Origin of the sequence: Streptomyces subrutilus, assembly GCF_001746425.1 — a bacterium.
Taxonomy (GTDB): Bacteria; Actinomycetota; Actinomycetes; order Streptomycetales; family Streptomycetaceae; genus Streptomyces; species Streptomyces subrutilus_A.
This window is the reverse complement of record NZ_MEHK01000001.1, coordinates 5,889,363-5,915,939: the sequence shown is the minus strand read 5'-3', so window position 1 is coordinate 5,915,939 and position 26,577 is coordinate 5,889,363. Positions and strand designations below refer to the sequence as shown.

The 26,577-nt window shown below is 70.8% G+C and carries 22 protein-coding genes and 1 pseudogene; 12 read left to right on the top strand and 11 right to left on the bottom strand.

The window, feature by feature from the left end; all coding sequences use genetic code 11:
- Positions 1-326 precede the first annotated feature (326 nt).
- The 6 genes from BGK67_RS27345 to BGK67_RS27320 form a co-directional block, all read right to left on the bottom strand.
- Positions 327-1,730 (bottom strand): 8-oxoguanine deaminase, encoded by a 1,404-nt coding sequence (locus BGK67_RS27345; protein ID WP_069922568.1) that lies wholly within the window; start codon positions 1,728-1,730, stop codon positions 327-329.
- Positions 1,731-1,921: 191 nt separating this feature from the next.
- The gene (gene pucL / locus BGK67_RS27340; protein ID WP_069922567.1) at positions 1,922-2,845 is read right to left on the bottom strand and encodes a factor-independent urate hydroxylase; all 924 of its coding nucleotides are present in this window, start codon (positions 2,843-2,845) and stop codon (positions 1,922-1,924) included.
- Position 2,846: 1 nt separating this feature from the next.
- Entirely contained in the window at positions 2,847-3,236 is a 390-nt protein-coding gene (gene uraH / locus BGK67_RS27335) for a hydroxyisourate hydrolase (protein ID WP_069922566.1), read from the bottom strand.
- Positions 3,237-3,238: 2 nt separating this feature from the next.
- Positions 3,239-3,757 (bottom strand): 2-oxo-4-hydroxy-4-carboxy-5-ureidoimidazoline decarboxylase, encoded by a 519-nt coding sequence (uraD, locus tag BGK67_RS27330; RefSeq protein WP_069922565.1) that lies wholly within the window; start codon positions 3,755-3,757, stop codon positions 3,239-3,241.
- 165 nt (positions 3,758-3,922) lie between these two features.
- A complete protein-coding gene (locus tag BGK67_RS27325; RefSeq protein ID WP_069922564.1) occupies positions 3,923-4,306 on the bottom strand; it encodes a helix-turn-helix domain-containing protein in 384 nt (127 codons plus the stop codon).
- Positions 4,303-4,554: a thiamine-binding protein gene (locus BGK67_RS27320; protein WP_079154403.1), complete on the bottom strand. Its 252-nt coding sequence runs from the start codon at positions 4,552-4,554 to the stop codon at positions 4,303-4,305. The genes BGK67_RS27325 and BGK67_RS27320 overlap by 4 nt, the downstream gene beginning before the upstream one ends.
- A 126-nt stretch (positions 4,555-4,680) precedes the next feature.
- On the opposite strand from BGK67_RS27320, the gene BGK67_RS27315 reads away from it, so the two are divergent.
- The 4 genes from BGK67_RS27315 to BGK67_RS27300 all read left to right on the top strand — a co-directional run bounded on the left by BGK67_RS27315 (position 4,681) and on the right by BGK67_RS27300 (position 9,022).
- Complete coding sequence (locus BGK67_RS27315) at positions 4,681-5,514, top strand: TIM barrel protein (RefSeq protein WP_069922562.1); 834 nt, start codon at positions 4,681-4,683, stop codon at positions 5,512-5,514.
- Between the two features lie 75 nt (positions 5,515-5,589).
- Positions 5,590-6,480, top strand: coding sequence for a 2-hydroxy-3-oxopropionate reductase (locus tag BGK67_RS27310; RefSeq protein WP_069922561.1), 891 nt, complete (start codon positions 5,590-5,592; stop codon positions 6,478-6,480).
- 209 nt (positions 6,481-6,689) lie between these two features.
- Positions 6,690-8,147 (top strand): catalase, encoded by a 1,458-nt coding sequence (locus tag BGK67_RS27305; protein WP_069922560.1) that lies wholly within the window; start codon positions 6,690-6,692, stop codon positions 8,145-8,147.
- Between the two features lie 515 nt (positions 8,148-8,662).
- The gene (locus BGK67_RS27300) at positions 8,663-9,022 is read left to right on the top strand and encodes a TetR family transcriptional regulator C-terminal domain-containing protein (protein WP_079154402.1); all 360 of its coding nucleotides are present in this window, start codon (positions 8,663-8,665) and stop codon (positions 9,020-9,022) included.
- Between the two features lie 52 nt (positions 9,023-9,074).
- Here BGK67_RS27300 and gcl read toward each other — a convergent pair whose 3' ends face one another.
- A complete protein-coding gene (gcl, locus tag BGK67_RS27295) occupies positions 9,075-10,862 on the bottom strand; it encodes a glyoxylate carboligase (RefSeq protein WP_069922559.1) in 1,788 nt (595 codons plus the stop codon).
- A 233-nt stretch (positions 10,863-11,095) separates the two neighbouring features.
- Between gcl and BGK67_RS27290 the strand changes: the two genes are divergently transcribed.
- Both BGK67_RS27290 and BGK67_RS27285 read left to right on the top strand, forming a co-directional pair.
- A complete protein-coding gene (locus BGK67_RS27290; protein ID WP_069922558.1) occupies positions 11,096-12,037 on the top strand; it encodes a hypothetical protein in 942 nt (313 codons plus the stop codon).
- A gap of 115 nt (positions 12,038-12,152) precedes the next feature.
- A complete protein-coding gene (locus tag BGK67_RS27285) occupies positions 12,153-12,641 on the top strand; it encodes a glutathione peroxidase (RefSeq protein ID WP_069922557.1) in 489 nt (162 codons plus the stop codon).
- 39 nt (positions 12,642-12,680) lie between these two features.
- Here the strand turns inward: BGK67_RS27285 and BGK67_RS27280 are convergent, their stop codons facing one another.
- Together BGK67_RS27280 and BGK67_RS27275 are read right to left on the bottom strand one after the other, a co-directional pair.
- Positions 12,681-14,429 carry an AMP-binding protein gene (locus BGK67_RS27280; protein ID WP_079154401.1) on the bottom strand — a complete coding sequence of 583 codons (1,749 nt, stop codon included), beginning with the start codon at positions 14,427-14,429 and terminating at the stop codon, positions 12,681-12,683.
- A gap of 45 nt (positions 14,430-14,474) precedes the next feature.
- Positions 14,475-15,638, bottom strand: a complete 1,164-nt coding sequence (locus tag BGK67_RS27275; protein ID WP_079154400.1) for a winged helix DNA-binding domain-containing protein — start codon at positions 15,636-15,638, stop codon at positions 14,475-14,477.
- Between the two features lie 154 nt (positions 15,639-15,792).
- Here BGK67_RS27275 and BGK67_RS27270 point away from each other — a divergent pair, with 154 nt between their 5' ends.
- Entirely contained in the window at positions 15,793-16,962 is a 1,170-nt protein-coding gene (locus tag BGK67_RS27270) for a magnesium and cobalt transport protein CorA (protein WP_069922556.1), read from the top strand.
- Between the two features lie 27 nt (positions 16,963-16,989).
- Here BGK67_RS27270 and BGK67_RS27265 read toward each other — a convergent pair whose 3' ends face one another.
- Complete coding sequence (locus BGK67_RS27265; RefSeq protein WP_069922555.1) at positions 16,990-18,165, bottom strand: serine hydrolase domain-containing protein; 1,176 nt, start codon at positions 18,163-18,165, stop codon at positions 16,990-16,992.
- A 148-nt stretch (positions 18,166-18,313) separates the two neighbouring features.
- Between BGK67_RS27265 and BGK67_RS27260 the strand changes: the two genes are divergently transcribed.
- The 5 genes and pseudogenes from BGK67_RS27260 (at position 18,314) to BGK67_RS27245 (ending at position 25,079) form a co-directional block, all read left to right on the top strand.
- On the top strand, positions 18,314-19,558 hold the full coding sequence (locus tag BGK67_RS27260) for a sensor histidine kinase (protein ID WP_069922554.1): 1,245 nt from the start codon (positions 18,314-18,316) through the stop codon (positions 19,556-19,558).
- 56 nt (positions 19,559-19,614) lie between these two features.
- Complete coding sequence (locus tag BGK67_RS27255; RefSeq protein ID WP_069922553.1) at positions 19,615-20,334, top strand: response regulator transcription factor; 720 nt, start codon at positions 19,615-19,617, stop codon at positions 20,332-20,334.
- A gap of 258 nt (positions 20,335-20,592) precedes the next feature.
- Positions 20,593-22,365 (top strand): annotated as a pseudogene (locus BGK67_RS40220) (DNRLRE domain-containing protein); the annotation flags it as partial.
- Between the two features lie 321 nt (positions 22,366-22,686).
- Complete coding sequence (locus BGK67_RS40215) at positions 22,687-24,540, top strand: amidase domain-containing protein (RefSeq protein ID WP_244291510.1); 1,854 nt, start codon at positions 22,687-22,689, stop codon at positions 24,538-24,540.
- On the top strand, positions 24,540-25,079 hold the full coding sequence (locus BGK67_RS27245) for a hypothetical protein (RefSeq protein ID WP_069922551.1): 540 nt from the start codon (positions 24,540-24,542) through the stop codon (positions 25,077-25,079). Before BGK67_RS40215 ends, BGK67_RS27245 begins: the two co-directional genes overlap by 1 nt.
- Positions 25,080-25,214: 135 nt before the next feature.
- Here BGK67_RS27245 and BGK67_RS27240 read toward each other — a convergent pair whose 3' ends face one another.
- Positions 25,215-26,570, bottom strand: a complete 1,356-nt coding sequence (locus BGK67_RS27240) for a M1 family metallopeptidase (RefSeq protein ID WP_069922550.1) — start codon at positions 26,568-26,570, stop codon at positions 25,215-25,217.
- Positions 26,571-26,577 lie beyond the last annotated feature (7 nt).

Genomic DNA, 26,577 nt, shown 5'->3' with positions numbered 1-26,577 from the left:
TCCGGTCGGGTAACACGTCGGCAGGGACGTGGGTGTCATGGAGGTGGTGCGAAAACGGTGCGAGTCGAGCTGCTGTATGGAGTTGTGGGTGGTGCGGATACTGGCCCCAAGGGGTGCAGGAACGATTCGCCCAAACCGTTCCGCGTGTTTTCGCGCACGGCGAAGCCAATGGCACGAGTCACCGCCCCCGGGGGCGCCTTCGGATGACCTCGGGCGCTTCCCGGGAACGGCTGCCGCGGACCCCGCTCGGGTCCGCGGCCGCCGGCCGGGGGCCGTCCCCCCCGGCCGGACTCTTGGAGCACCTCCCGGCCGTGGCCGGGGGAGGATCAGGCCTGCGCGGAGATCCGCGCGAGGCGCTGGGCCTCTTCCCGCGTGGACACCGCGATGGCGTCCTCGTCGGCGAAGAGCAGTCGGTTGTTCTCGACGATCTGCTTGCCGTTGACGAACGAGGCCGTCACCGGGGCCGCCGCGCCGAAGACCAGTGCCGTGACCGGGTCGGCGATCGAGGAGTGCAGGAACGTGCTCAGGTTCCACATCACCAGGTCGGCGCACTTGCCGACCTCGAGCGAGCCGATGTTGTCGGCGCGGCCGAGGACCTGGGCGCCGCCGTACGTACCCAGGCGCAAGGCCTGGCGCGCGTTCAGGGCGCGCTCGCGGTGCACCGGGTTCAGGCGGTTGATCAGGAGCGCGTTGCGCAGCTCGGTGTGCAGCTCACCGGCCTCGTTGGAGGCGGTGCCGTCCACGCCGAGGCCGACCGGGACACCGGCGGCGAGCATGTCCGGGACGCGGGCGATGCCGGCGGCCAGACGGGCGTTGGAGGACGGGCAGTGCGCGACACCGGTCTTGGTGCGGGCGAACGCGGCGATGTCGGAGTCGTTCATGTGGACGCTGTGCGCCATCCACACGTCCTCGCCGAGCCAGCCGGTCGACTCGAAGTAGTCGGTCGGGCCCATGCCGAACAGCTCCTTGCAGAACTGCTCTTCCTCGACGGTCTCGGAACCGTGCGTGTGCATGCGCACGCCCAGGCGGCGCGCCAGCTCGGCGCCCTGCTTCAGCAGCTCGGTGGAGACCGAGAAGGGGGAGCAGGGGGCGACGGCGACCTGCGTCATGGAGTCGAAGGAGGCGTCGTGGTGCTTCTTGACGGTCGCCTCGGTGTCGGCGAGCGCACCCTCCAGGGTCTCGACGGCGTGGTCCGGCGGCAGGCCGCCGTCCTTCTCGCTGCGGTCCATCGAGCCGCGGGCGAGGGTGAACCGCACGCCCATCTCGGACGCGGCGCGGATGATCGAGCCGGAGAGGTCGCCGGAGCCCTTGGGGAACACGTAGTGGTGGTCCATGGCGGTGGTGACGCCGCCCTTGGCCATCGCGGCGAGGGAGCCCTGCGCGGCCGTGTACGTCATCTGCTCGTCGATGCGCGCCCACGTCGGGTACAGCGCGACGAGCCAGTTGAAGAGGTTGTGGTCGGTGGCCAGACCGCGCGTGATCCACTGGTAGAAGTGGTGGTGGGTGTTGACCAGGCCGGGGGTGACGAGGTGACCCGTGCCGTCGATGCGGCGGACCACGTTCTCGAGGTTCTCGGGGGCTTTGCCCGCACCGATCGACTCGATCTTGTTGCCTGCGACGACCACGTGGCCCGAGGCGTACTCGGTGTCGTTCGCGTCGACGGTCGCGATCGCACAGTTCTCGATGACGATGCGCTCGACCGCGCTGTCAAGGGCTGCCGATGCTGCCATGGGACTTCCTCGTGCTTTCAGTGGCGGTGCGGGCACGGCAAGACCCAGGAGATTTGAGTGCCGGAGCCGGGGGCCTTGACAGCTGACAGTACTGCCGCCCCGTGAGATGCGTCCGGGTGCCGATTCAGGAAGCTGAAGGTGTGTCGCGCGGTCCCGGGGCCACTGCGGAGCCCCGGGACGCGCGTGCCGCGTCAGAGGTTGGTCATGTCCACGGGGATACGGGCGTCAACGCCGTCCCGGAGAACAGTGGCCTCGATCAGACCGTACGGGCGGTCCGCGGCGAAGTAGACCTCGTTGTCGTTCTTGAGGCCGAACGGCTCGAGGTCGACGAGGAAGTGGTGCTTGTTCGGGAGCGAGAAGCGGACCTCGTCGATCTCCGAACGGTGGTTGATGATGCGCGAACCCATCTGGTACAGGGTCTGCTGCAGCGACAGGGAGTAGGTCTCCGCGAAGGCCTGGAGCATGTGCTTCTTGGTCTCGGCGTAGGACTTCTCCCAGTTGGGCATCCGCTGCTCGTCGTCCGACCAGTTGAAGCGCCAGCGAGCCGACACCTGGGTGGCCAGGATCCGGTCGTAGGCCTCCTTGAGCGTCGTGTACTTGTCCTTCACGTAGCCCCAGAACTCGGAGTTCGTGGAGTTCATGACGACCAGGTCCTTGAGACCGGAGATGACCTCCCAGTTCTGGCCGTCGTACGTGATCTGGGTGACGCGGGTCTCCATGCCCTTGCGGACGAAGGAGTGGTTCACCTCGTCGGCGCCGATGAACTTGGAGTTGGCGTCCGAGGTGGCGATCCGGTCCCAGGCGTACTCCTCGATCCGGATGCGCGCACGCTGGATCGGCTCCTGGCTGCCCACGAACCAGCGCGCCAGGTGGATGCCGAACTGCTCGGCGGACTCGATGCCGTACTCCTTGGCGAACGCGTACACCGTGTTCTTGGTGGTGTCCGTCGGCAGGACGTTGGCGTTCGAGCCGGAGTAGTGGACGTCGTCCATGTCGCCGGAGAGGGCGACCGAGACGTTCAGGTCCTTGATGTGGTGGGTGTCGCCGTCCCGCGTGATCTTGACGACGCGGTTCTCTGCCTTGCCGTACTGGTTCTGGCCCAGAATCGTGGCCATGCTAGCTCCCTCGGTAAACGGAGTAGCCGAACGGGTTGAGCAGCAGCGGTACGTGGTAGTGCTCGCCCGGGTTCACCGCGAAGGTGATGGTGACCTCGGGGAAGAACGTAGCGCTGTCCCTTACGCGGGGGGCGTCCTGCTGCGCCTCGGCTTGCTTCTTGGAGAAGTACGTCTCGGTCTCGAAGTCGAGACGTACGTGGGTGGTGCCCTCCGGCAGCGCCGGCAGGTCCTTGCAACGCCCGTCGGCGTCGGTGGCGGATCCACCCAGGGCCGCCCACTCGCCGTCGAGCCCGGTGCGGGCCGACAGGGAGATGGCGACGCCCTCGGCGGGCTTGCCGATGCTGGTGTCCAGGATGTGCGTGGACACCGACGCGGTGGTCGCGGTGCTCATGGTCACTCTCCTTCTTCTGCGAGTTCGGCGAGGCGGATCAGCCGGATGTTGTTGATCTTGACGAGCTCACCGCGGGCGATCTCTCGCTCCCGCTCCGGCGAGTTGCCGATCCGGACCTTGACCGCGTCCCGCATGAACTCACCGGTCGCACCGGTGGCGCAGATGAGGAAGACGTGGCCGAACTTCTCCTGGTAGGCCAGGTTCAGCTCGAGGAGCTCGTTCTTGAGCTCCTCCGAGGCACCGGCCATGCCACGCTGCTCGCGGGCGGAGGTCGGGTCTCCCGGCTTCGGCCGGCCGATCGGCGCGTGGCCTCCCATCGCTTCGCCCAGGTCCTCCGCGGTGAGCTCCGCCATGGCGGCCTCGTTGGCGGCGAACAGGGACTCGGCACTGGCGAAGGGACGCTGGGCGAGCAGTTTGCCCACCCATGCCGAACTGGCGCACACCTCGTGCAGCTCGGCCGTGGCCGCGCTGTCGTCCAAGGCGTTGAACCGGGTGAGACCCGGGGTCGGACTCGAAGTCACGGTAGGCCTCCGTGGCCTGTTGTTGCTTGACGGGCTGCGCATAGCTAACGCCCTCGACAACACGGCGTCAACACTTTGTTGAAACTTGGCGTACACAAAAGCCGCCGCCCGGATGAATCGGGCGACGGCTCGTCACAGTGAGTCAGACCGCGTTCACGCTTGGCTTCACCCTTGGGCGGTCTTGTTCGGATTTTCCCGGTTCAGATAGTTGTAAACCGTGAAGCGGCTTACCCCCAGGGCCGCCGCGACCGTTTCCACGCCGTGCCGCACGGAGAAGGCGCCCCGCGCCTCCAGTATCCGTACGACGTCCTGCTTGGCCTTGCGGTCGAGCCGGGCCAACGGCACGCCGTGCCGGCGCTCCAGCGCGGCCAGGATGCGGTCCAGCGAATCCGAGAGCTGGGGCAGCCGCACGGCGAGCAGCTCCTGCCCCTCCCAGCTGAGCACGACGTCGTCGGGCTGGGCCAGGGCCGGATCCATCAGCTCGCCGCCCATCGCGTCGACCAGCGGCTTGACCGCGGTGACGAACGGGTGGTCGCGGGGCTCGGTCACGGCGTGTCCTCCCCGAGCACATTGACCTGGAGCGAGACCCGCGTCGCTCCGGCCTCCAGGGAATCGCGCAGCAGCGCGCCGACCGCGGCGAGCACCCGGTCGGCTTCGCCTTCCGCGGTGTTGCCGAAGGGGCCGACATCCACCGCGTCCAGCTGGGCCTTCTGGATGACCTCGCGAGCGGCCACGGCATGGGCGGGGGCCTCTTCGAGATCGAAGGGCTCGGTCGTGAACTCCACTCTCAATCGCACGCTCGCCAAGCTACCTGGCACTCAGGACTTTTCGGGAGCCCGCACTTGACAGCCGCGCGAACCTCCATGCAGTCTTCCATCAAGCAGAAACTAACTTCCGCAATACGGAAGGAGCGCACACCCCTCATGGGATACACGGACCAGCGCTTCGATGTAAACCTGTCGATCCTCTTCACGGAACTCCCGCTTCTGGAGCGTCCCGCGGCCGCTGCCGCGGCGGGCTTCACCGCGGTCGAGCTGTGGTGGCCCTGGATCGAGACCCCCACCCCCGCACAGGAGGAGCTCGACGCCCTCAAGAAGGCTCTTGAGGACGCCGGCACCCAGCTGGTGGGCCTGAACTTCTACGCCGGCCGGCTGCCGGGCCCGGACCGCGGTGCGGTGTCGGTTCCCGGCGAGGAGTCGGAGCGCTTCAACGCCAACGTCAACGTGGCCGCCGACTTCGCGGCCTCGGTCGGCTGCAAGGCGCTGAACGCCCTCTACGGCAACCGCGTCGAAGGCGTGGACCCGGCCGTCCAGGACGAGCTCGCGCTCGAGAACCTGGTCGTGGCGGCCCGCGCCGCCGACCGAGTCGGCGCGATCCTCCTGATCGAGACCCTCAACAAGCCCGAGTCGCCGCTCTACCCGCTGGTGAGCGCCCCGGCCGGCATCGAGGTGGTGGACAAGGTCAACGAGGCCACCGGCCTCGGGAACGCCAAGTTCCTGCTCGACCTGTACCACCTGGCGATGAACGATGAGGACCTCTCCGAGGTCATCGAAAAGTACGCCGCCAAGACCGGGCACGTCCAGATCGCGGACAAGCCCGGACGCGGTGCCCCCGGCACCGGCGAGCTGCCCCTCGAGGAGCTGCTCGACCAGCTGAAGAAGGCCGGATACGAGGGCTACGTAGGCCTGGAGTACAAGGCCGCCGACGCTGCCGCGTCCTTCGCGTGGCTGCCGGCCGAGGCCCGCGCCGCGAAGTAGGCGGACAAAGTCCGGGCGATCAGCCAGGCACCCCACGCACTTTTCGTACGAAGCATTAAGAGAAGGACCCTCATCATGAGCAACCTCCCCAAGATCGCCTGGATCGGCCTCGGAATCATGGGCTCCCCCATGGCCGAGAACCTCCTGAAGGCCGGCTACCCGGTCACCGGCTTCACGCTGGAGCAGGACAAGCTGGACCGCCTGGCCGCCGCCGGCGGTACCGCGGCCGGCTCGATCGCCGAGGCCGTCAAGGACGCCGACGTCATCATCACGATGGTGCCCGCCTCCCCGCAGGTCGAGGCCATCGCCTACGGCGAGAACGGCATCCTCGAGAACGCGAAGTCCGGCGCGCTGATCGTCGACATGTCGTCGATCACCCCGCAGACCTCGGTCGACCTCGCCAAGAACGCCGCCGAGAAGGGCATGCGCGTCATCGACGCCCCGGTGTCCGGCGGCGAGGCCGGCGCCATCGAGGCCGTCCTGTCGATCATGGTGGGTGGCGAGCAGGCCGACTTCGACGCGGCCCTGCCGATCCTCGAGGCGCTGGGCAAGACCATCGTGCTCTGCGGCCCGCACGGCTCCGGCCAGACGGTGAAGGCCGCCAACCAGCTCATCGTCGCGGTGAACATCCAGGCGTGCGCCGAGGCCGTCGTCTTCCTCGAGAAGTCCGGCGTGAACCTCCAGGCCGCCCTGGACGTCCTGAACGGCGGTCTGGCCGGCTCCACGGTCCTGACCCGCAAGAAGGACAACTTCCTGAACCGCGACTTCAAGCCCGGTTTCCGGATCGACCTGCACCACAAGGACATGGGCATCGTCACCGACGCCGCCCGCAACGTCGGCGCGGCCCTGCCCGTCGGCGCGGTCGTCGCCCAGCTGGTCGCCTCGCTGCGCGCCCAGGGCGACGGCGGCCTGGACCACTCCGCCCTGCTGCGCGCCGTCGAGCGCCTCTCCGGCTCGCAGGTCTGAGGTCCTCCCCCTCTCACCAGGGGGACTCGAGTCTCCGGATGGCGCCGGTGCTGACACCTGTCCTGTCGCGCCCAAGTGCCGGCGCCGTCCGGATCACCACTCCGCAACTTCGTTCAACAAACTGTTGACGTTTAGTTCTTGCCGAAATTAGGCTGTTCCGCATGACGGAAGACGCTTTCCGTCAGCAGTTACCCGTACGGAAGGTCACCATGTCGAAGCGCACGCTGACGACCGAGTCCGGCGCCCCGGTCGCCGACAACCAGAACTCCGCCACCGCCGGCGTCGGTGGCCCGCTCCTGGTCCAGGACCAGCAGCTGCTCGAGAAGCTTGCCCGCTTCAACCGGGAGCGCATCCCGGAGCGCGTGGTGCACGCCCGCGGCTCGGCCGCGTACGGCTACTTCGAGGTGACCGACGACGTCACCGCGTACACCAGCGCCGCGTTCCTGAACACGGTCGGCAAGAAGACCGAGACCTTCCTGCGGTTCTCCACCGTCGCGGACTCGCTCGGCGGCGCGGACGCGGTCCGCGACCCCCGCGGCTTCGCGCTCAAGTTCTACACCGAAGAGGGCAACTACGACCTCGTCGGCAACAACACCCCGGTGTTCTTCATCAAGGACCCGATCAAGTTCCCCGACTTCATCCACTCCCAGAAGCGCGACCCCTTCACGGGCAAACAGGAGCCGGACAACGTCTGGGACTTCTGGGCGCACGCCCCCGAGGCGACGCACCAGATCACCTGGCTCATGGGTGACCGCGGCATACCCGCGTCGTACCGCCACATGAACGGTTACGGCTCCCACACGTACCAGTGGACCAACGCCCAGGGCGAGGCCTTCTTCGTCAAGTACCACTTCAAGACGAACCAGGGCATCCGCTGCCTGTCCTCCGAGCAGGCCGCCGAGATCGTCGGCAGCGACGCCAACTCGCACCAGACCGACCTGCTCCAGGCCATCGAGCGCGGCGTGAACCCCTCGTGGACCCTGTACGTGCAGATCATGCCCGCCGCCGAGGCCGCGGACTACCGCTTCAACCCGTTCGACCTCACCAAGGTGTGGCCGCACGGCGACTACCCGCTGCAGCGCGTGGGCCGTCTGGTCCTCGACCGCAACCCGGACAACGTCTTCGCCGAGGTCGAGCAGTCCGCCTTCTCCCCGAACAACTTCGTCCCGGGCATCACCGCCTCGCCGGACAAGATGCTCCAGGGCCGCCTCTTCGCCTACGCCGACGCCCAGCGCTACCGCCTCGGTGTGAACCACACCCTGCTGCCGGTCAACGCCCCGAAGGCGACCACGGCCCAGAACTACGGCCGCGACGGCGTCATGGCGCTGCGCAACGGCTCGCGCCACGACAAGAACTACGAGCCCAACTCGTACCAGGGCCCGGTCGAGACCGGTCTGGCGCTCGGCGCCCCGAAGGCCGTCTCCGGCTACACGGGCACCCACGAGGCCCCGGCCCACACCAAGGACGACGACTTCTTCCAGGCCGGTGAGCTCTACCGCCTGATGTCGGAGGCCGAGAAGCAGCGTCTGGTGGCGAACATCGCCGGCGGGCTGTCTCAGGTCACCCTGGAAGACGTCATCGAGAAGAACCTGGCTCACTTCCACGCCGCCGACGCCGACTACGGCAAGCGCGTCGAGGAGGCCGTCCGCGCCCTGCGCGACGCCTGAGCCCCACAGCTGTACCGGGGGCCTGACGGGAGGTCAGGCCCCGGGTGCTGAGCCCGAGCCGCGGACCCGGATGAGGGGTGGTACGCGGTGAGGGCAGGACGAGGACCGTGGCGGGCGTGCGAGCCAGTGCGGTGGTAATGGGTTCCGAGGCCCGTCTCTTGACCTGAGGGAGACGACGCCGGAGTTCCCGTCGCCGACCGCCACGGTCCCAGCCACTCCTCTCCCGTACGGGGGCTACGCACAGAGCCCCCCGTACGGATCGGAGGAGCCTCCTACTCCGCCCGGCGGTGCGAACGTCCTGTCGCGCCAGCCTCGCCCCGTCGGGCGGTCACAAACCAGAGCGCCGAGTCACGGACGGTCCCGTGACTCGGCGCTTTGCCGTTCCCTGCGGCCGGCCTGGGGCGGGGGCGGGCGAAGGAGCACCGAGGCCGTCGGGCCCCGCTCCACGACCCGGCCTGCCCCCATCCCGACGAGCCCGTCCGTCACCGCCCGTACGACACACCGCCTAGTACGAGTTGCGGGCCGGCGCGATCTTCGACGCCGCCCTGCGCGAGCCCCTGGCCGAGTCCACCCGCCACTGGTCGCAGGACACCGCCGACGCCGTCTCGGACGCCCAGGCGGCCGGCCTCGCCGGCCTGCGCACCGAGCCGCTGGACGCCGCCGAGCGGCTCACCGCCCTGGTGGAAGGGCTCAGCGAGCGCCGGCTGAGCGGCTCCCTCAGCCCGGAGCGCGCCCGCGAGCTGCTGACCGGCGCGGTGGACGCGGAGCTCGGCCCGCGACCGTGGCGCGGCGGCCGCGAGTGCCCGCGGAGATCCGCCGCGGGCCCCCGGACGCCCGGCCGGCCCCCCACGCGGAACGACCCCCGCCCCTCCTGACGGAGGGGCGGGGGTCGCCGTGTACTGCCGGGAGGCCGGCCAGAGGTACCGGTCAGACCTTGAGGGCCTTGATCGCGGTCGGGGCGTGGCCCGGCTCGGTCGCGAGCTCTTCGAACTCGGTGACGTCGCTCATGTCGACCGTCTTGCTCATCGAGATGTTGGTGACGCGCTCGAGGATGGCTTCGACGACGACCGGGACCTGGAACTCCTGGGCCAGCTTCTTGGCCTGCTCGAAGGCGGCGCCCAGCTCGTTCGGGTCGGTGACGCGGATGGCCTTGACACCCAGGCCCTCGGCGACCTTGACGTGGTCGACGCCGTAGACGCCCAGCTCCGGGGTGTTGATGTTCTCGAATTCGAGGTTGACCTCGAAGTTGATGCCCAGGCCGCCCTGCGCCTGACGGATCAGGCCCAGGTAGGCGTTGTTCACCAGGACGTGGACGTAGGGGACCTTGTGCTGCGCGGCGACCGCGAGCTCCTCGATCATGAACTGGAAGTCGTAGTCGCCGGAGAGGGCGACGATCGGGGTCTCGGGGTCGGCGGTGGCGGCACCGATCGCGGCCGGGATGGTCCAGCCGAGCGGGCCGGCCTGGCCGCAGTTGATCCAGTGGCGCGGCTTGAAGACGTGCAGCATCTGCGCGCCGGCGATCTGGGAGAGGCCGATGGTGGTGACGTAGCGCGTCTCCGGGCCGAAGGCCTTGTTCATCTCCTCGTAGACGCGCTGCGGCTTCATCGGGATGTTGTCGAAGTGCGTGCGGCGCTGGAGGGTGGCCTTGCGCTCCTGACCCGAGGCGGCCCAGGCGGAGAAGTCCGGGAGCTTGCCCTCGGCCTTGAGCTCCTTGGCGACCTCGATGAAGAGCTCCAGGGCGGCCTTGGCGTCGGAGGCGATGCCGAAGTCCGGCGCGAAGATCTTGCCGATCTGGGTGGGCTCGATGTCGACGTGGACGAACTTGCGGTCGCCGCGGTAGGCGTCGAGGTTGTAGCCGGTGTGGCGGTTGGCCCAGCGGTTGCCGATGCCGAGGACGAAGTCCGACTCCAGGAAGGTCGCGTTGCCGTAGCGGTGCGAGGTCTGGACGCCGACCATGCCCGCGCTCAGCTCGTGGTCGTCGGGGATGACGCCCCAGCCCATGAGGGTGGAGATGACCGGGACGCCGGTCAGCTCGGCGAACTCGACCAGCAGGTCGGATGCGTCGGCGTTGATGATGCCGCCACCGGCGACGATCAGCGGGCGCTCGGACTCGAGCAGGAACTGGATGGCCTTGGCGGCCTGGGCGCGGGACGCCTGCGGCTTGTAGACCGGCAGCGGCTGGTAGGTCTCCGGGTCGAACTCGATCTCGGTCAGCTGGACGTCGATCGGGAGGTCGATCAGGACCGGGCCCGGACGGCCGGAGCGCATCAGGTGGAAGGCCTCCTGGAACACGCCGGGAACCTGCGCGGCCTCCAGGACGGTCGTGGCCTTCTTGGTGACCGGCTTGGCGATCGAGGCGATGTCGACGGCCTGGAAGTCCTCCTTGTGGAGCTTCGAGACCGGAGCCTGACCGGTGATGCACAGGATCGGGATCGAGTCGGCGATCGCCGAGTACAGGCCGGTGATCATGTCGGTGCCGGCGGGGCCGGAGGTACCGATGCAGACACCGATGTTGCCCGCCTTGGCACGCGTGTACCCCTCGGCCATGTGCGAGGCGCCCTCGACGTGGCGGGCCAGCGTGTGGTTGATGCCGCCCACGTTCTTGAGCTCGCGGTAGAACGGGTTGATCGCAGCGCCGGGCACGCCGAAGGCTTGCGAAACGCCCTCGAGCTTGAGGATCTCCACTGCAGCGGCGGCGGCTGTCATACGGGGCATCGAGTTCTCCTGCGGGTCCGACGGTCAGGCTTTTCCGTAATCCGGAAGTATTGTTCTGCTATACGGAACAAGCTAAGCGGCGGCTTCCCCCACGTCAAGGCGGTGCGGGACCCCGGATGGCACCAAAAGCCGCGTCTCGCTCGGTGACTTGCACAAATGGCTGGTGTTGTCGCCCCGACCGTCGCGCGTGGTGGAGCATGGACGTACGCACAGCGACGGAGGGGTCAGATCACATGGCGGAAGCGGTACCGGTGCGCTGCCCGGCGTGCCTGCGCGAGAACGGCTACACCGTCCCGGTCTATCCCTGTGCCTGCGGGAGCCCGGTCCACCCTCCGCTGGACCTCGCCGCCCCGCCGGACACGCTGACCCATCGCACCTGGTCGGAGAGCTGGGTGACGGTGCGCTGCGCCTCCTGCGGGCGGGAGAGCGAGTGGCCGCACCCCGAGGTGGGGTGCGCGTCCTGCGGCACGGTGGTGCGGATCGCGGTGCACCCCGTGCACCCGGAACCGGCGGGGCAGCCGGCCGGGGCGGGGCCGCGGGCCGGCTCCGGCGGGGAACGGGCGGCCGGCCGGCCCCCGCGGCCCGGCGGCCCGGACTCCGGCGTGGGGGCCGGTACGACGTCCGATGCGACACCTGAGGCCGCTGCCACTGCCGCTGCGTCCGGTTCGGCATCCGGCTCGGGGTCCGGCCCGGGCGACGGTGCCGATGCGCGCTCCGTTGACCGCCGGGACGCTCCGCGCGACCCGGCTTCGGCGGAGCAGTCGCCCCCGGCGGCCACCCCGGTACCGCGCCCCGCGTTCCGCCCGGTCACCATCCGTACGACCCGCGACGCGGTGGCGACCGCCGCGCTCTACCTGCGCTGGCTCGGCTTCCAGGACGTGCGCCAGCCCGACGGGCGCCCGATCCCCTCGGCCGCGGTGGACCTGCGGGCCCCGGGGCTGGTGGCGCAGGTGGACCCGACCACCGCGCCCGCCGGGCTGCGGGCGGTGGAGTGCGTCTGGCTGAACGGGCTCACGGCTTCCGCGACCAGCGTCTACTTCTCCCTCGCCGGATACACGGAGGACGCCCGCACCCGCGCGGACGACCTGGGCATACCGCTGTTCGTCATGGACCTCACGGGCATGCCCCAACCGGTCAACGACCCGGCCGACGAACTGGTCGGCTCGGGCGCCTAGTGCTGTGGCCGGCGTCCTGACGATCGGGCCGGCGCGGCCCGGCCACCGCTCGCCGGGCGCGGCCGGGCATCACCTACGCTCGGAGGCGTTATCCGCTTCCTGCCAGGAGAGCCCGATGAGCCTGTACGACATCCCGCTGACCACCCTGTCCGACGAGCCGACCAGCCTCGGGGCCCACAAGGGCAAGGCGATCCTGCTGGTGAACACCGCCTCGCAGTGCGGGCTCACCCCGCAGTACTCGGGTCTCGCCCGGCTGCAGTTCGCGTACGAGGAGAAGGGCTTCACCGTCATCGGCGTGCCCTGCAACCAGTTCGGCGAGCAGGAGCCCGGCACCGCCGAGGACATCCAGACCTTCTGCGCGGCGGGCTTCGGGGTCACCTTCCCGATGCTGGAGAAGTCCGAGGTGAACGGCGAGAACCGGCACCCCCTCTACCAGGAGCTGGTGAAGACCCCGGACGCCGACGGCGAGGCGGGGGACATCCAGTGGAACTTCGAGAAGTTCCTGATCTCCCCCGCCGGCGAGGTCGTGGCGCGCTTCCGCCCGCGCACCGAGCCCGAGTCCCCCGAGGTCGTCGCCGCCATCGAGGCGCACCTGCCCGCCTGAGGACCCGGGATTCCGGCGCCTCCGTACCCCTCGGGGGCGTCAGGCGAAATCGGCCTCGTCGTACTCCCTCGCCGCGCCGGCCGCGGTGAGCTCCCGCAGCTCCACCCGGCGGATCTTGCCGGACACGGTCTTGGGGAGCTCGCCGAACTCGATGCGGCGGATCCGCTTGTACGGGGACAGCACCGCGCGGGAGTGCTCGAACAGGGCCCGGGCCGTCTCCGGCCCGGGCTCCCAGCCCGCGGCGAGGGTGACGTACGCCTTCGGCACGGCGAGCCGCAGCGCGTCCGGGGCGGGGACCACGGCCGCCTCGGCGACGGCCTCGTGCTCCAGCAGGGCGCTCTCCAGCTCGAACGGACTGATCTTGTAGTCCGAGGCCTTGAACACGTCGTCGGAGCGCCCGATGTAGGTGAGGTAGCCGTCGGCGTCGCGCGAGGCGATGTCGCCCGTGCGGTAGAGCCCGTCCGCCATGGCCTCGGCGGTGCGCTCGGGGTCGTCGCGGTAGCCGGTGGTGACGCCGGCGGGCTTGACCCGCAGGTCCACGCAGAGTTCGCCCTCGTCGGGGGACTCCTTGCCCGTGACGGGGTCCAGCAGGACGATCTCGTAGCCGGGCGCGGGACGGCCCATGGAGCCGGGCTTGACGGGCACGCCGGGGAAGTTGCCGACCTGCAGGGTGGTCTCGGTCTGGCCGAACCCGTCCCGGATGGTGACGCCCCAGGCCAGGCGGACCTTCTCGATGACCTCCGGGTTGAGCGGCTCCCCGGCGGCGACGGCCTCGCGCGGCGGCTTGGCGAGCCGGGTGAGGTCGGACTGGATGAGCATCCGCCACACGGTGGGCGGGGCGCAGAAGGTGGTCACGCCGTGCTGGTCCATCTCGTCCATCAGCCGCTCGGCGTCGAAGCGGGTGTAGTTGTGGACGAAGACGGTGGCCCCGGCGTTCCAGGGGGCGAAGAGGTTGGACCAGGCGTGCTTGGCCCAGCCCGGCGAGGCGATGTTGAGGTGGACGTCGCCGGGGCGCAGCCCGAGCCAGTACATGGTGGAGAGGTGCCCGATGGGGTACGAGGCGTGCGTGTGCTCCACGAGCTTGGGGCGGGCCGTGGTGCCGGAGGTGAAGTACAGCATCAGCGGGTCGGTGGCGAGGGTCTCACCGTCGGGCGTGAAGGCACCCCGGGTGGTGTACGGGGCTTCGTCCATGCCGGCCAGCCGCCGCCAGCCGGCGGGGACCTCGGGTCCGGCGGCGATCCTGGTGTAGGTGCCCGGTACGTCGTCGAACTTGGCGGTGTCCGCGGCCCGCGCGATGACGTGCCGTACGTGGCCGCGCTCGATGCGGTCGCGCAGGTCGGCCGGGCCGAGCAGCGGGGTGGCGGGGATGACGACGGCGCGCAGTTTCATCGCGCCGAGCATGACCTCCCACAGCTCGCGCTGGTTGCCGAGCATGACCAGGACCCGGTCGCCGGCCGCGACGCCCTGCTCGCGCAGCCAGGCGGCGGCCGCGTCGGACCGCGCGGACAGCTCCTGGAAGGAGAGGGCATGGCTGCTGCCGTCCTCCTCGACGATGCGCAGGGCGTCGGCGGTGTTCCCGGCGGCGATGTGGTCGAACCAGTCCAGCGCCCAGTTGAACCGGTGGGGGCGGGGCCAGCTGAATCCGGCGCGGGCGCCCTCGTAGTCGCCGCGGCGCTCCAGCAGGAAGTCCCGCGCGGCCAGGAACCGGGCGGCGGCGCCGGGCTCGGTGTTCGGGCTGATCTCGAAGTTACGACTGATCTCGGCGTTCGGGCTGATCTCGCTCGTCATGCCAGGCATCGTGCCGCGTGGGGTGCGCCGAGCACTAGCGCCGCGTCAGCCGTGGATTGACGCGAAGCGGACGGAGACCTTGCCCGGCTCCTCGGCGCGCGCGGCGGGCTTGGTGGGCCTGGTCGGCCTGGTGGCGTCGGCGCCCCCGGTGGCGCCCATCGCGGCCAGCATCCGCTCCCCCTCGGCGGCGATCTCCTCTTTCCGGGCCGCGGAGGTCTTCCCGAAGAGCTGCACGGTGAGGGTGTTCCCGTCCTGCTTCCACAGGCCGGCGAGGAAGCCGTCGACGAGCAGGGTGCAGTGGGCCTGGTTGCCCGTCCAGGTGCGGCCCTTGATCTCGGCGGCGACCAGGCGGGTGCGGTCGGCGTGTGAGAGAAGCAGGTTGTCGAATTCGGGGAGGAACCGGGGCGGGGCGGGGGTGTCCCCGTCCGGCCGGGGGGCGTCGGGCAGGTCGAAGAGCTCCACGCCGTTCCGGTCCCGGAAGACGGCGAGGCCGGGGCGCAGCCGTTCGAAGGCCTCGCGCAGCCGGGTCAGGCCGGCCCACACCTGCATGTCCTTCACAGAGGCGGGGCCGAAGGCGGCGAGGTAGCGCAGCACGACCTCGTCGAGGGGCTGCGCGGTGCCGGCGGGCCGCCCGAGCCAGTTCTCCACGGTGGTGAGCCGGACCTGGCCGCTGCGCCCCCACACCCCGCGGGGAGTGACCTGGACCAGCGGGAGCCGGCAGCGGGCGGCGACGGACAGGGACTGCGGGTCGGCTTCGGGCCATTCTCCGAGGAGCTCCTCGCGGAGCTCCGCCATGGTGCGCGGTTCGGTCTCGACGAAGGCGCGGGCGAGCTCGGCGAGCCGGTCCAGGTCCACCCCGGCGAGCCCCTTGCGGAAGTAGGTCACCTCGCGGTCGCGGGCGGGCTGGACCAGGGGCCGCAGGGTCAGGGCGTCGGCGGCGGTGTGCGTGTGGATCGTCGACCGCATGGTGACCATCCGGACGACCTGCCGGGATTCCATCAGCCCGGCCAGCTCGGCGGGCCGGAAGCCGGCGAGGCGGGCGTGGAGCTGGAAGTAGGGCGGCTTCACGTTCTGCGCCTGCAGCCCGAGGAGGTGTTCGACGGCGTCCCGCGCGGACATCTCGGCGCGGCTCAGCAGGAGCTGGCGGGCGAGCGTGGCACGGTTGAGGGCGCGGTCGTCGAGCACGGGGTGCGGTGTCCTGGAGGCCATGACAGCAAACTAGCCCCCCTTGCGGACACCCACTGTCCTCAACTCTTCACGCCCGGCTCGACCGTCGTGCCGGGCGGCCGACGTCCCGGGAGAGAACGCCCGTATATCCTGCACCTTGTCCGTAAACAGACGTTCGACCGGGAGCTGACCTGCGATGCCGGAGCGCCCAGACCGCCGCCCCTCGCCCCAGCCCGCCGCGAAGCGCGCGGGGTGGCGTCGCCCCGCTTCCCCGCCCGCCACTCCCCCGGCGGCGCCGCCGGCCTCCGCGCGGCCGGCGGCGCCGGCCGCCACGCCCCCGAACCACCGCAGCGTGATCGACTCGGCCGTCTACCGCGACGGCCGCCGCGTCGCCTCGCCCGCCACCCTCGCGGACACCTTCCGACAGCTGCGCGAAGAGCCCGACGGGATGGCCTGGATCGGCCTGCACCGCCCGACCAAGCCCGAACTCCACTCCCTGGCCGCCGAGTTCAACCTCCACGAACTGGCGGTGGAAGACGCCCTGGAAGCCCACCAACGCCCCAAGCTGGAGCGCTACGGCGACACCCTCTTCGTGGTCCTGCGCGCGGCCCGCTACCTGGACGCCCAGGAGGAGGTGGAGTTCGGCGAACTCCACATCTTCGTGGGCCCGGACTTCCTGATCACGGTCCGGCACGGCGGCGCCCCGGACCTCTCCACGGTCCGCCACCGCATGGAGCAGACCCCCGAACTCCTCTCCCTGGGCCCCGAGGCCGCCCTGTACGCCATCCTCGACGCGGTCGTCGACGGCTACGCCCCGGTCGTCGAGGGCGTCCAGACGGACATCGACGAGATCGAGACGGAGGTCTTCCGCGGCGACCCGGCGGTCTCCCGCCGCATCTACGAACTCTCCCGCGAAATGGTCGAGTTCCAGCGCGCCACCCGCCCCCTGGTCGGCATGCTCCACGGCCTGATGGCGGGCTTCGCGAAGTACGGCACGGACGAGGAACTCCAGCGCTACCTCCGCGACGTGGCCGACCACGTCACGCACACCAGCGAACGCGTGGACGGCTTCCGCCAGGCCCTCACGGAAATCCTGACGGTCAACGCCACCCTGGTCTCCCAACAACAGAACGCGGAAATGCGCGCCTTGGCCGAGGCGGGCTTCGAACAGAACGAGGAGATCAAGAAGATCTCCTCGTGGGCGGCCATCCTCTTCGCCCCGACCCTCGTCGGCACGATCTACGGCATGAACTTCGAGGACATGCCGGAGCTGAAGTGGGCAGGCGGCTACCCCTTCGCCATCCTGCTGATGGCAGTGGTCTGCGTGAGCCTGTACGTCATCTTCAAGAAGCGCGACTGGCTGTAGGGGGTTCGCGGCGGAGCGGCGGCCGGTTCAGCGGCACAGGGCGGTGTCCACGGCGCGTTCGAGGTTTCCGCGGGCCGGCTCGGTGGTGAGCTGCAGGGTGACCGTGACATGGGTGGCGCGGCCGTCTTCGGTGGCGCCCCCGCGGCTTTCGTACCCCGGGAAGCTGCCGCCGTGGCCCCAGGAGAGGCCGCCGCACGGCAGGGGGCGGCTGACGAGTCCGAGGCCGTAGCGGGCGCCGGGGCCGAAGGTCGCTTCGGCGGGGATGGTGGAGCGGCGCATCTCGGCGAGCTGGGCCGGGGGCAGGAGGCGGCCGGTCAGGAGTGCGCTGAAGAAGCGGTTGAGGTCGGAGTTGGTCGAGATCACCTGGCCTGCCGCCCAGGCCCAGGAGGGGTCGGTCTCCGTGATGTCGCGCAGGGGTGCGTCCGCCGATGCCCGGTGGTAGCCGAGGGGGTGGGGCTCGCGGATGGCCGCGTCACCGGGGGCGGGGAAATAGGTGTGGCGCAGCCCGAGGCGCTTGACGACGCGCCGGTCGATCTCCTCGGCGAGGGGCCGGCCGGTGATCTTCTGGACGAGCAGGCCGGCGAGCACGTAGTTGGTGTTGCTGTACTTCCAACTCGTCCCGGGGGCGAAGTCGGCCGCGTGCCGGAGGGCGGTGTCGAGCAGTTCGGCGGGCGCGTAGTGGCGGACGTCGTTCCCGAGGTGGTTGCTGTAGTTCGGAAGTCCGCTGGTGTGCTGGAGGAGCTGGCGGACGGTGATGCGCCGCCCGTCGATCCCCTCCCCATGGACGAGGCCGGGCAGGTGGGTGTCGACGGAGGCGTCCAGGCCCACCCTCCCCTCCGCGACGAGCTGGAGGACGACGACCGCGACGAAGGTCTTGGTGTTGCTGCCGATCCGTACCTGGCCGTCGACGGGTACCGATGCGCCGGTGGCCAGGTCGCCGACTCCTGCGGTGTAGGTGCCGGTGCGGCCGTTCCGGTCCTGGACGCTCGCCAGCGCGGCCGGCGTCCCGTCGTCCCGCACCAGTGAGTTGAGGCTCTGCCGGACCGTGTCCGGCCCTGCTGTGGATGCGGCGCCGGGCAGGGCGAGGCCGGCCAGCGCCATGGCGGCGAGGGCCGGCCCGGACACGGCGACAGCGGCTCGTCGCATCCAGCCGGGCTGCCTGCCGGTCGGGAAGCCAAGGGCCTGCCGGGACGGGGTACGCATGGGCCAACTCCTGCGGGATCGTGGGGAATCGTCGGTCGGGGCACGATCCTCGTTTCCCAAGGCCCCGACCGCATCGCGGGAAGGCGGGAGATGGCGCTCCCCCGATCGGGGGAGGCCGCCGGTCGGGCGCACGGCAATACTGGCGCGCATGATCAGGGGAATTCGGCCGCTTCTGCGCGGCTCCACGTACGCGGGTGCGCTGTTCGCCTGTTGCGGCGCGCTCGCCAGCCTTCCGCTGCTGCCTTTCGCCCTGTTGCCGGCGCTGGGGTGGCGGTCCGCTCCCGAGAGCGTGCGGATCGCCCTGGTCCTGGCGCTCTGGGCGGCCCTGGTCGGTGTGGCCGGACTGGCGCGCCCCGTACGGCGGGTGCTGGTCGTGTCGGCGCGTCGGCTGCTGCGGGTGCCGCTGCCGGATCCGGCGGCCGGCGGCCGCCGGGCCGGGCCCCTCGGCCTCGACCGCTGGCGGACCCCGCTCTGGCTCGTGCTGCACGCGGCCGTCGGGTGGACGGGGGCACTGGCGAGCGGGGTGCTGTTCCTCATGGCCGTCTCGCTGCCGGGGAACCGGCTCGGCGGCGAGGTGCGGTTGAGCCTGAACGGCACGTCGGTCCGGGTGTCGGGCGGGTGGAGCTGGGCGGTGGCGGCCGTGTGCCTGCTGCTGGCGGTGGCCGTCTGCGCTCTGGCGACGAAGATCCTGCGGTGGTCCGCGCCACGGCTGCTGGGGCCGTCGGCGGCCGAGCGGCTCGCGCTGGCCGCCGAGCGGGAACTGCTGCTGGCCGAACGCAACCGGATCGCCCATGAGCTGCACGACTCGATCGGGCACACGCTGACGGCTGCCACCATCCAGGCGGCGGTGGCGGGCGAGCTGCTCTGCGCCGACCCGGCGGCGGCGCGGGCCGCCATGCGCAGCATCGAGGAGTCGGCGCGGGCCGCGCTGGAGGACCTGGACTACGTGCTCGGAGTACTGCGCGAGGAACAGCCGGGGACGGCGCCCGCCCGGACCCTGACCGACCTCCCCGAACTGCTGGACCGCCTGCGGCACGCGGGCGCGGTGGTGGAGCCGGAGCTGTCGGGAGAGCCCGACCGGGTGCAGGGGACGCTCTCCCGGGCGGCGTACCGGATCCTCCAGGAGGGGCTGACGAACGCGCTGCGCCACGGGGCGGGCGGCCCGATCGGGGTCCGGGTGGCGGCCGGGCCGGACGGACTGGATCTCACAGTGGTCAACCGCACCGGGGTGCGGGCGTCCCCTGGACCGGGGCGGGCCTTCCCGACGTCCGGCCACGGTCTGGCCGGACTGGCCGAGCGCGTCCGGCTGCTGCACGGTGAGTTGCAGGCCGGCCCGGACGGGACGGGGCACTGGCGACTGGCCGTCCGGCTGCCGGCCCGGGTGTCGGCGTGAGCGGGTCCGGGGCGAGCGGATCCGGGGCGAGCGGACCCGGGGCGAGCGGATCCGGCGTGAGCGGACCCGATACGGGCGGATTCGGCGCAGGCGGATCCGACTCCGGCGAAGGCACGGCCCTCCCCGTCACCCTCCTGATCGCGGACGACGACGAGGTGACCCGCAGCGGCCTGCGCACCCTGCTCGCCGCGCGGCCGGGGATCACGGTGGTCGGCGAGGCCGCCGACGGCGTCGAGGCGGTCGAGCGGGCGCGGAGCCTGCGGCCGGACGTGGTCCTGATGGACGTCCGGATGCCGCGCCGCAACGGGATCGAGGCCACCCGCCAACTGCTCGCCGAAGTCGCCGACCCGCCGAAGGTCGTGGTGATCACCACCTTCGAGAACGACGGCTACGTCACCGCCGCCCTCAGCGCGGGCGCCAGCGGGTTCGTCCTCAAGCGCCTGCCGGTCGCCCGGATCGCGGAGGCGGTCCGGGTGGTGGCCGCGGGCGAAGCGGTCCTCTTCCCTGCGGCGCTCGGCCGCATGGTCGCCGCCCGCCCGATGGGCGCCACCGAGGCGGTGCCGCAGGCCGCCCTGACCGGCCGGGAGGAGGAGGTGCTGCGCCTGATGGCCACCGGGCTGTCCAATCCGGAGATCTCACAGTCCCTCACGGTGAGCCTGGAGACGGTCAAGACGCACGTCGGAAACGTGCTGGCCAAGCTCGGCGCGCAGAACCGGACCCATGCGGTCGTGATCGCGTACGAGTCCGGCCTGGTGGTCCCCCGCTTCGCCGGCTGACCGGCTTCCACCTTCCTGGACCGATCAAACCCAGCCACGACGTGAAATGCGTCACCCCCGGCGGGAGTTGTGTCCTTCTTGTCCGATTGGAAGTCAGAACTGCCTGGTCAGAGCGCTAAGTTGCTCCTCTCGTATCAAGACCCTTGATACTCATCGAAAGACCGAGGAAGTATGGCTACTCGTTTCTCCGCGGCACGCCGCCGCGTGAGAGGGCCCTGGGGCACCTCGCACTGGATAGGGGGCGGGGCGGCACTGATCGTGACCGCCACCCTCATCCAGGGCGCCGGCACGGCGGGGGCGGCACCGGCTCCCGCGCCCGCGGCCAAGCCCGGCAAGGTGACCGAAGCGGTCGACATCGCGCGCGCCCGCGTGGCCGCCCGAACCGCCGGGCACCGCGTCGAAGCGGTCTCGGAACGGTCCGAGACCGCGACCACATGGGTGAACCCGAACGGCACGTTCACCACCGAAGTGGCCGCCGGGCCGATCCGCTTCTACGACCAGCAGGCGCGCGGCTGGCGCAACGTCGACGTGACCCTGGGCCGCGGTCCGGACGGTTCCGTGGCGTCCAAGGCCCATCCGCACGGCCTGAAGCTGGGCACGGGCAGCACCCCGCGGATGGCCAAGGCCGCTCCGTCAGCCGCGCCCGCGGTGAGCTACACCAACACCGATCTCGTCACCCTGGGCGAGGGCGACCAGCAGATCACTCTGAAGTGGAGGGGATCCCTCCCGACTCCTAAGCTCGACGGGGCCCGCGCCGAGTACACCGACGCCGTACCCGGCGGCGACGTCGTGATCGAGGCGACGCGTGCCGGCTTCGAGCAGTTCGTCGAGCTGAAGCGGCGACCGGCGGTCGAGGGCTACTCGTACACCCTGCCGCTGACGGCGGGCGGCCTGAAGGTGGAGCAGCAGCCCGACGGCAGCGTGCAGTTCACCGACCGCAAGAGCCGCAAGACCGCGGTCATGCCGACGCCGGTCATGTGGGACTCGACGGTCGACCCGGTCTCCGGTGAGCACACCCGCAAGGTCCCCGTCGCGATGAAGGTGGTCCAGGGAAAGGGCACGGTCGACCTCGTCGTCACGCCCGACGCGAAGTTCCTCGCGGACCCCGCCACCAAGTACCCCGTCACGGTGGACCCCTCCACCTCTTCCCTGGGCAGCGTCTTCGACACGTACGTCCAGCAGGGCGAGACGATCGACTGGTCCAACGACACCGAACTCGACCTCGGCAACCCGGGCACGAAGAACGCGAACGGCACCTTCCGCACCGCGCGTTCTTTCATCACCTGGAACACCACGCCCATCGCCGACGCGCTCGTCGCCAACGCGACCCTGAGCTTGTGGAACTTCCACTCCGGCAACACCGACTGCGTCGCGCAGCCGTGGGAGGTCTGGAGCGCCGGCGCCCCGTCCACCGCGTCGCGCTGGACGAACCAGCCGGCCATGGGCACCGAGTACGCCACGTCCACCGAGACCCGGGGCAACCCCGGATGCGCCTCGGCACCGGACGGCTGGATCAACGCCGACGTGACCACCCTCGTCCAGGCGTGGGCGTCCGCGAAGGCGCCGCTGTCCAGCATGGGACTGCGGGCCTCATCGGAGACGGTCGTCGGGCAGTGGAAGCGGGTCAACTCCGCGAATGCCACGGCCAACCCGCCCAAGCTGACGGTCAACTACAACTACCGTCCGCAGACCGGCACGAAGCAGGAGGCCGGTCCCCCGTTCGTCCAGGACAAAACCCCCGCCTGGCGCGTCGAAACGACGACGCCGACCTTGCGCGACACGTTCGCGGACAAGGACGGCGACAAGGTCAACGGGACCTTCCAGATCTTCGACGCCGCCACGAACACCCAGGTCGGAACGACTTTGGTGTCGCCGTTCGTGCCTGCCGGCACTCCCGCCTCGGTCGTCGTGCCGGCGGGCGTCCTCCAGCACGGGCGGACCTACCGGTTCCGCACCTCGCCGTACGACGGGACGCACTACAGCAACGGCTGGTCGCCCTGGTCCAACTGGACCACCTTCACCGTCAGTCCGCTGCCCGATCCGCCACAGGACTTCCAGGCCGGCGCCCAGCAGACCCTGACGCCCATCCTGTCCGCGGTCGTCACCACCCCGTCGCAGAGCCGTGTGAACGCCGAGTTCACGGTGAAGGACTCGGCCGGGCAGCCCGTCCCCGATCTGCCCCTGCCCCCGGTGTCGGTGGAGAGCGGCAGCCGGGCCGCCCTGCAGATCCCCGAGGGCAAGCTCGTGGACGGCGGGACCTACCGCTGGTCCGTCCGCGCCTGCACCGGTGTCGGGTGCTCGCCCTGGTCGGCCGAGCAGAGCCTGACGGTCCGCGTACAGCCCCTGCCCCCGATGCCCGCGACACGGTCCCTGGTCGTCGGCGACGCCGCGCTCGCGGGCGTGTCGGTCGCCTCGGAGTGCGACGCGCCCGGCTGCGCCACGCCGCCGAGCGGCCGGCTCCGTGTCGGCACGGCCGACGGGCACCTGTGGGCCACCCACCTGAAGGCGGACCTCGTTGCCCTCCCGAAGGGGGCCCGGGTCACCTCCGCCAAACTGGCTCTGACCCGGTCCGACTGCACCGCGCAGTGCGCCGTCCAGCAGCCTGACCTGTACGAGCTGTCCTCTCCCTGGACCCCGGCGCAGAGCGGAAAGGAGCTCGTGGCCGCCGCCGGCAACGAGACCTACGCGTCCGGCACCGCGCTGACCGAAATCGACCTCGGCATGCTGGTGCAGTCCTGGATCGACCGCGGCGGGAACGAGGGCATGGCCCTCACCGTCCCCGGTGCGGCGGCCGGAGCGGAGTACCACTCGGGCGCGGCGCCCGACGCCGCCCAGCGGCCCCGGCTGACGATCGAGTACCTGCCGCCGACCGCCCCCGGCGCGGTCTCCGACGTCGTCGCCACCGCCGGCGACAAGGGCCTCCTCGCCACGTGGAACGCACCCCTGGACGGCGGTGCGAACGGTGAAACCACCTACGTGGTGAAGGCCGAGAAGGGTGATGGCACTGTCGTCGGCACCTGGGAGGGCACTGCTCTGCGCGCCGTCTTCACCGGGCTCGACAACACGCTTTCCCACCGGATCGCGGTGACGCCGAAGAACAGCGTCGGCAACGGTCCCGTGTCACGGTCCGCACTGGTGCAGGGCGCCGCCGTGGCAGGGGGAGACGCCCGGTACAAGGACTACATCCAGGCGTACCTCAGCGCCCGCAACAAGGTCGTCACCGGCGTCAGCCGCACCACCGCCGACGCGGCCGCTGAATCCCCGCACGGTGCGGTCTTCAGCGAGGTCCTCGACACGCAGGAAGCCGCCATCGTGGCCAACGCCGAGGCGCTGGCGACCAAGGGCCAGTCGTACGTGGGCATCTCCTCGGTTCTGGCGGACTCCATGACCGTCAACGGATCGTCCGGCCGCGTGCTCGTGCGGACCACGGTCGTACAGACGGTGACCCTGCGGATCGACGGCGTCGACCAGCTCTCGGAGGACCGCTACGCCAAGCGGTTCGTGTTCGCCGTGTCCGGCGGGACCGTGAAGCTGGAGTCCGAGTCCGACGACTCCGAGGCGGGGCAGACGCTGTCCGCCACAGCCGCGGCGGGCGCCCAGGTGGTCGCCCTGCCGGCCGACGGCACGGGCGTACCCGCCGACGACAGCGGATCCCTGGTGATGGGCGAGGACGGCTTCCCCGTTGCCGACGCGCCCGCGGAAGGCGTCCGGACGGCGGCGTACGTCAACGGTTCGGGCACCGCCAGCTGGGCCTACAACAACGCCGGCAGGATCCCGAGGGAGTACGGTTCCAACGACTGCACCAACTTCGTGTCGAAGGCCATGTACTACGGCGGCCGCATGAAGATGCGCTACGGCTTCTGGTGGAGCGACAGCGCCTGGTGGAAGAATCCCCCCTCTTCCTGGAAGAAGAACAGCAACACCTGGTCCGCCGCCGAGAACCTGCGCAAGCACTTCGGCTACCGCCAGAAGTACTACATCACCCAGACCTACAACCTCCGCGCGGGAGACATCTTGCTCTTCAAGTGGCGGGGCGCCCCCCGTTATGACCACGCGGCGGTCGTGACCGGGAACAACCACGGCGCCGTCAGGATCGCCCAGCACGGCTACAGCGCCCATGACACGCTCAGCTCGGTCATTTCCAGGAACCGGTCGAAGGGCACGCCCATCAGCAGCATCATCGCCATCCGGCCGGTGGGCGCGTAATGGCGCCCGCACCGGTCCTGCGGGCCCTTCTCACCGCCGCGCTGGCCTTCGGCGTGCTGAGCGGCTGCTCGGGCTACGACGCCGACGACGCTCGGTACGCCACCGGCTACGGCTCCCACGAACCGCTGGCGGTGGTCGGGTACCCGACCACCGGATCGCTGGGGATCACCCAGGAAGTGGTGTGGCAGATCGCCGACGGGAAAGCCGGCGAACTGGCCGGCCTGGCGGCCGAGACGGACGGCGACTCTCCCGAGAAGACCGCCGAGAAGACCGCCTCGAACTGGATCAGCGCCTTCGGCAAGGGGGCCCGCGGGAAGGTGACCGCGGAGTTCTACGACGAGGGGTCGGTCCGGCAGACGGTGGTGCTCTACTTCCACGACACCGGCCAGATCAAGCAGCTGCACGTGCGGGTCTCCGACGGCGGCGGCAAGGACGAGTGGCGGGTCGTCATGGCCGAGCCGGACCCGGAGGAGGCCGTCGCCGTGCTTCCCTGGGTGCCCAGGAAGCCCGGCGAGCTCGGTTCGAAAACTCCGCAGTGAACCGGCCGGTGCCGGCTCGCTGAGAGGGGCGTCGTCCGCGTGGGAGACCACGGGGCGGCGCCCCTTCGCACTGCCGGAACGCGGTCCGGCACCTGGCCCGGGCGGGGGCGTCCCCGCGGCGGGCCCGCCCCGGCCCTACCGTCGCGCCGGCGGCATCGGGGGCAGCGGCGGCGTCGGCAGCGGCGGCAGGGCCGGCTCGTACAGCCAGGCCGCCAGCAGGTCGTCCAGCGGCTCGGCCGCGTAGCGGGCCACGTGCGTGGTGAAGGCGGCCGTGGTCACCACGCCGTGGCGGTGCACACCGGCCCAGTCGCGCAGCATGCGGAAGAACGCGGCGTCGCCGAGGGCCCGGCGCACCGCGTGCACGGCGAGACCGCCGCGCTGGTACAGCCGGTCGTCGAACATCAGCTTGCGGCCCGGGTCGGCCAGCCGCAGGTCCTGCGGCAGCGAGGCCAGCAGCCGGTGCGCCGCGGCGGCCAGCTCGTGCGCGGTGCGGCCGCCGGAGCGTTCCGACCAGAGCCATTCCGCGTACTTCGCGAAGCCCTCGTTCAGCCAGATGTGCCGCCAGTCGGCGATGGTCACGCTGTTGCCGAACCACTGGTGCGCCAGCTCGTGGGCGACCAGGCGCTCCGACCCCCGGGCGCCGTCCACGTGGTTGACGCCGAACAGGGACAGGCCCTGGGCCTCCACCGGGACGTCCAGTTCCTCGTCGGCGACGACCACCGCGTACTCGCCGAAGGGGTAGGGGCCGAACAGCTCCTGGAACAGCCGCATCATGGCGGGCTGCCGGGCGAAGTCACGGGAGAACTCCGGCAGCAGGTGCGCCGGGACGTGGGCGCTCTGCGGGACGCCGCCGAGCCCGGGGTCGCCGAGCAGCACCGTCTGGTACATGCCGATGGCCAGGCCGACCAGGTAGCTGGGGGTCGGCGCGGACTGCTCGTACACCCAGGTGGTCGTGCTGGCCTTCGTGGTGCGGGTGAGCAGGCGGCCCCCGGCGACGACCGTGTACGCGGAGGGGGTGTTGACCGAGATGTGGTACGAGGCCTTGTCCGCGGGCCGGTCGTTGCACGGATACCAGGAGGGCGCGCCGACGGGCTGGCTGGCCACCAGCGCCCCGTCGGTCAGTTCCTCCCAGCCGAGCCCGCCCCAGGGGCTGCGCACCGGCTTGGGGTTGCCCGCCCAGTGCACCTCCACGGTGAACGCGGCGCCGGCCGGCAGCGGCTTGGCCGGGCGGACGCGGAGCTTGCCGCCGCGGTGGGTGTAGTGCGGGGCCCGGCCGTCGACCAGGATCCGGCCTATCTTGAACTCGGCCAGGTTCAGGTGGAACTCGGAGAGCGGCGCCCGCCCGGCGATCGCGCTGAGCCGGGCCGTCCCGGCCAGCCGGTTGGGGCCGGGACGGTATTCCAGAGCAATCTCGTACCGGTGCACGCGGTAACGGGAGTCGCCGTTGGCCGGAAAATACGGGTCCGCCGCCGCTGTCTGCTGGCCGTTCACTGCCGCT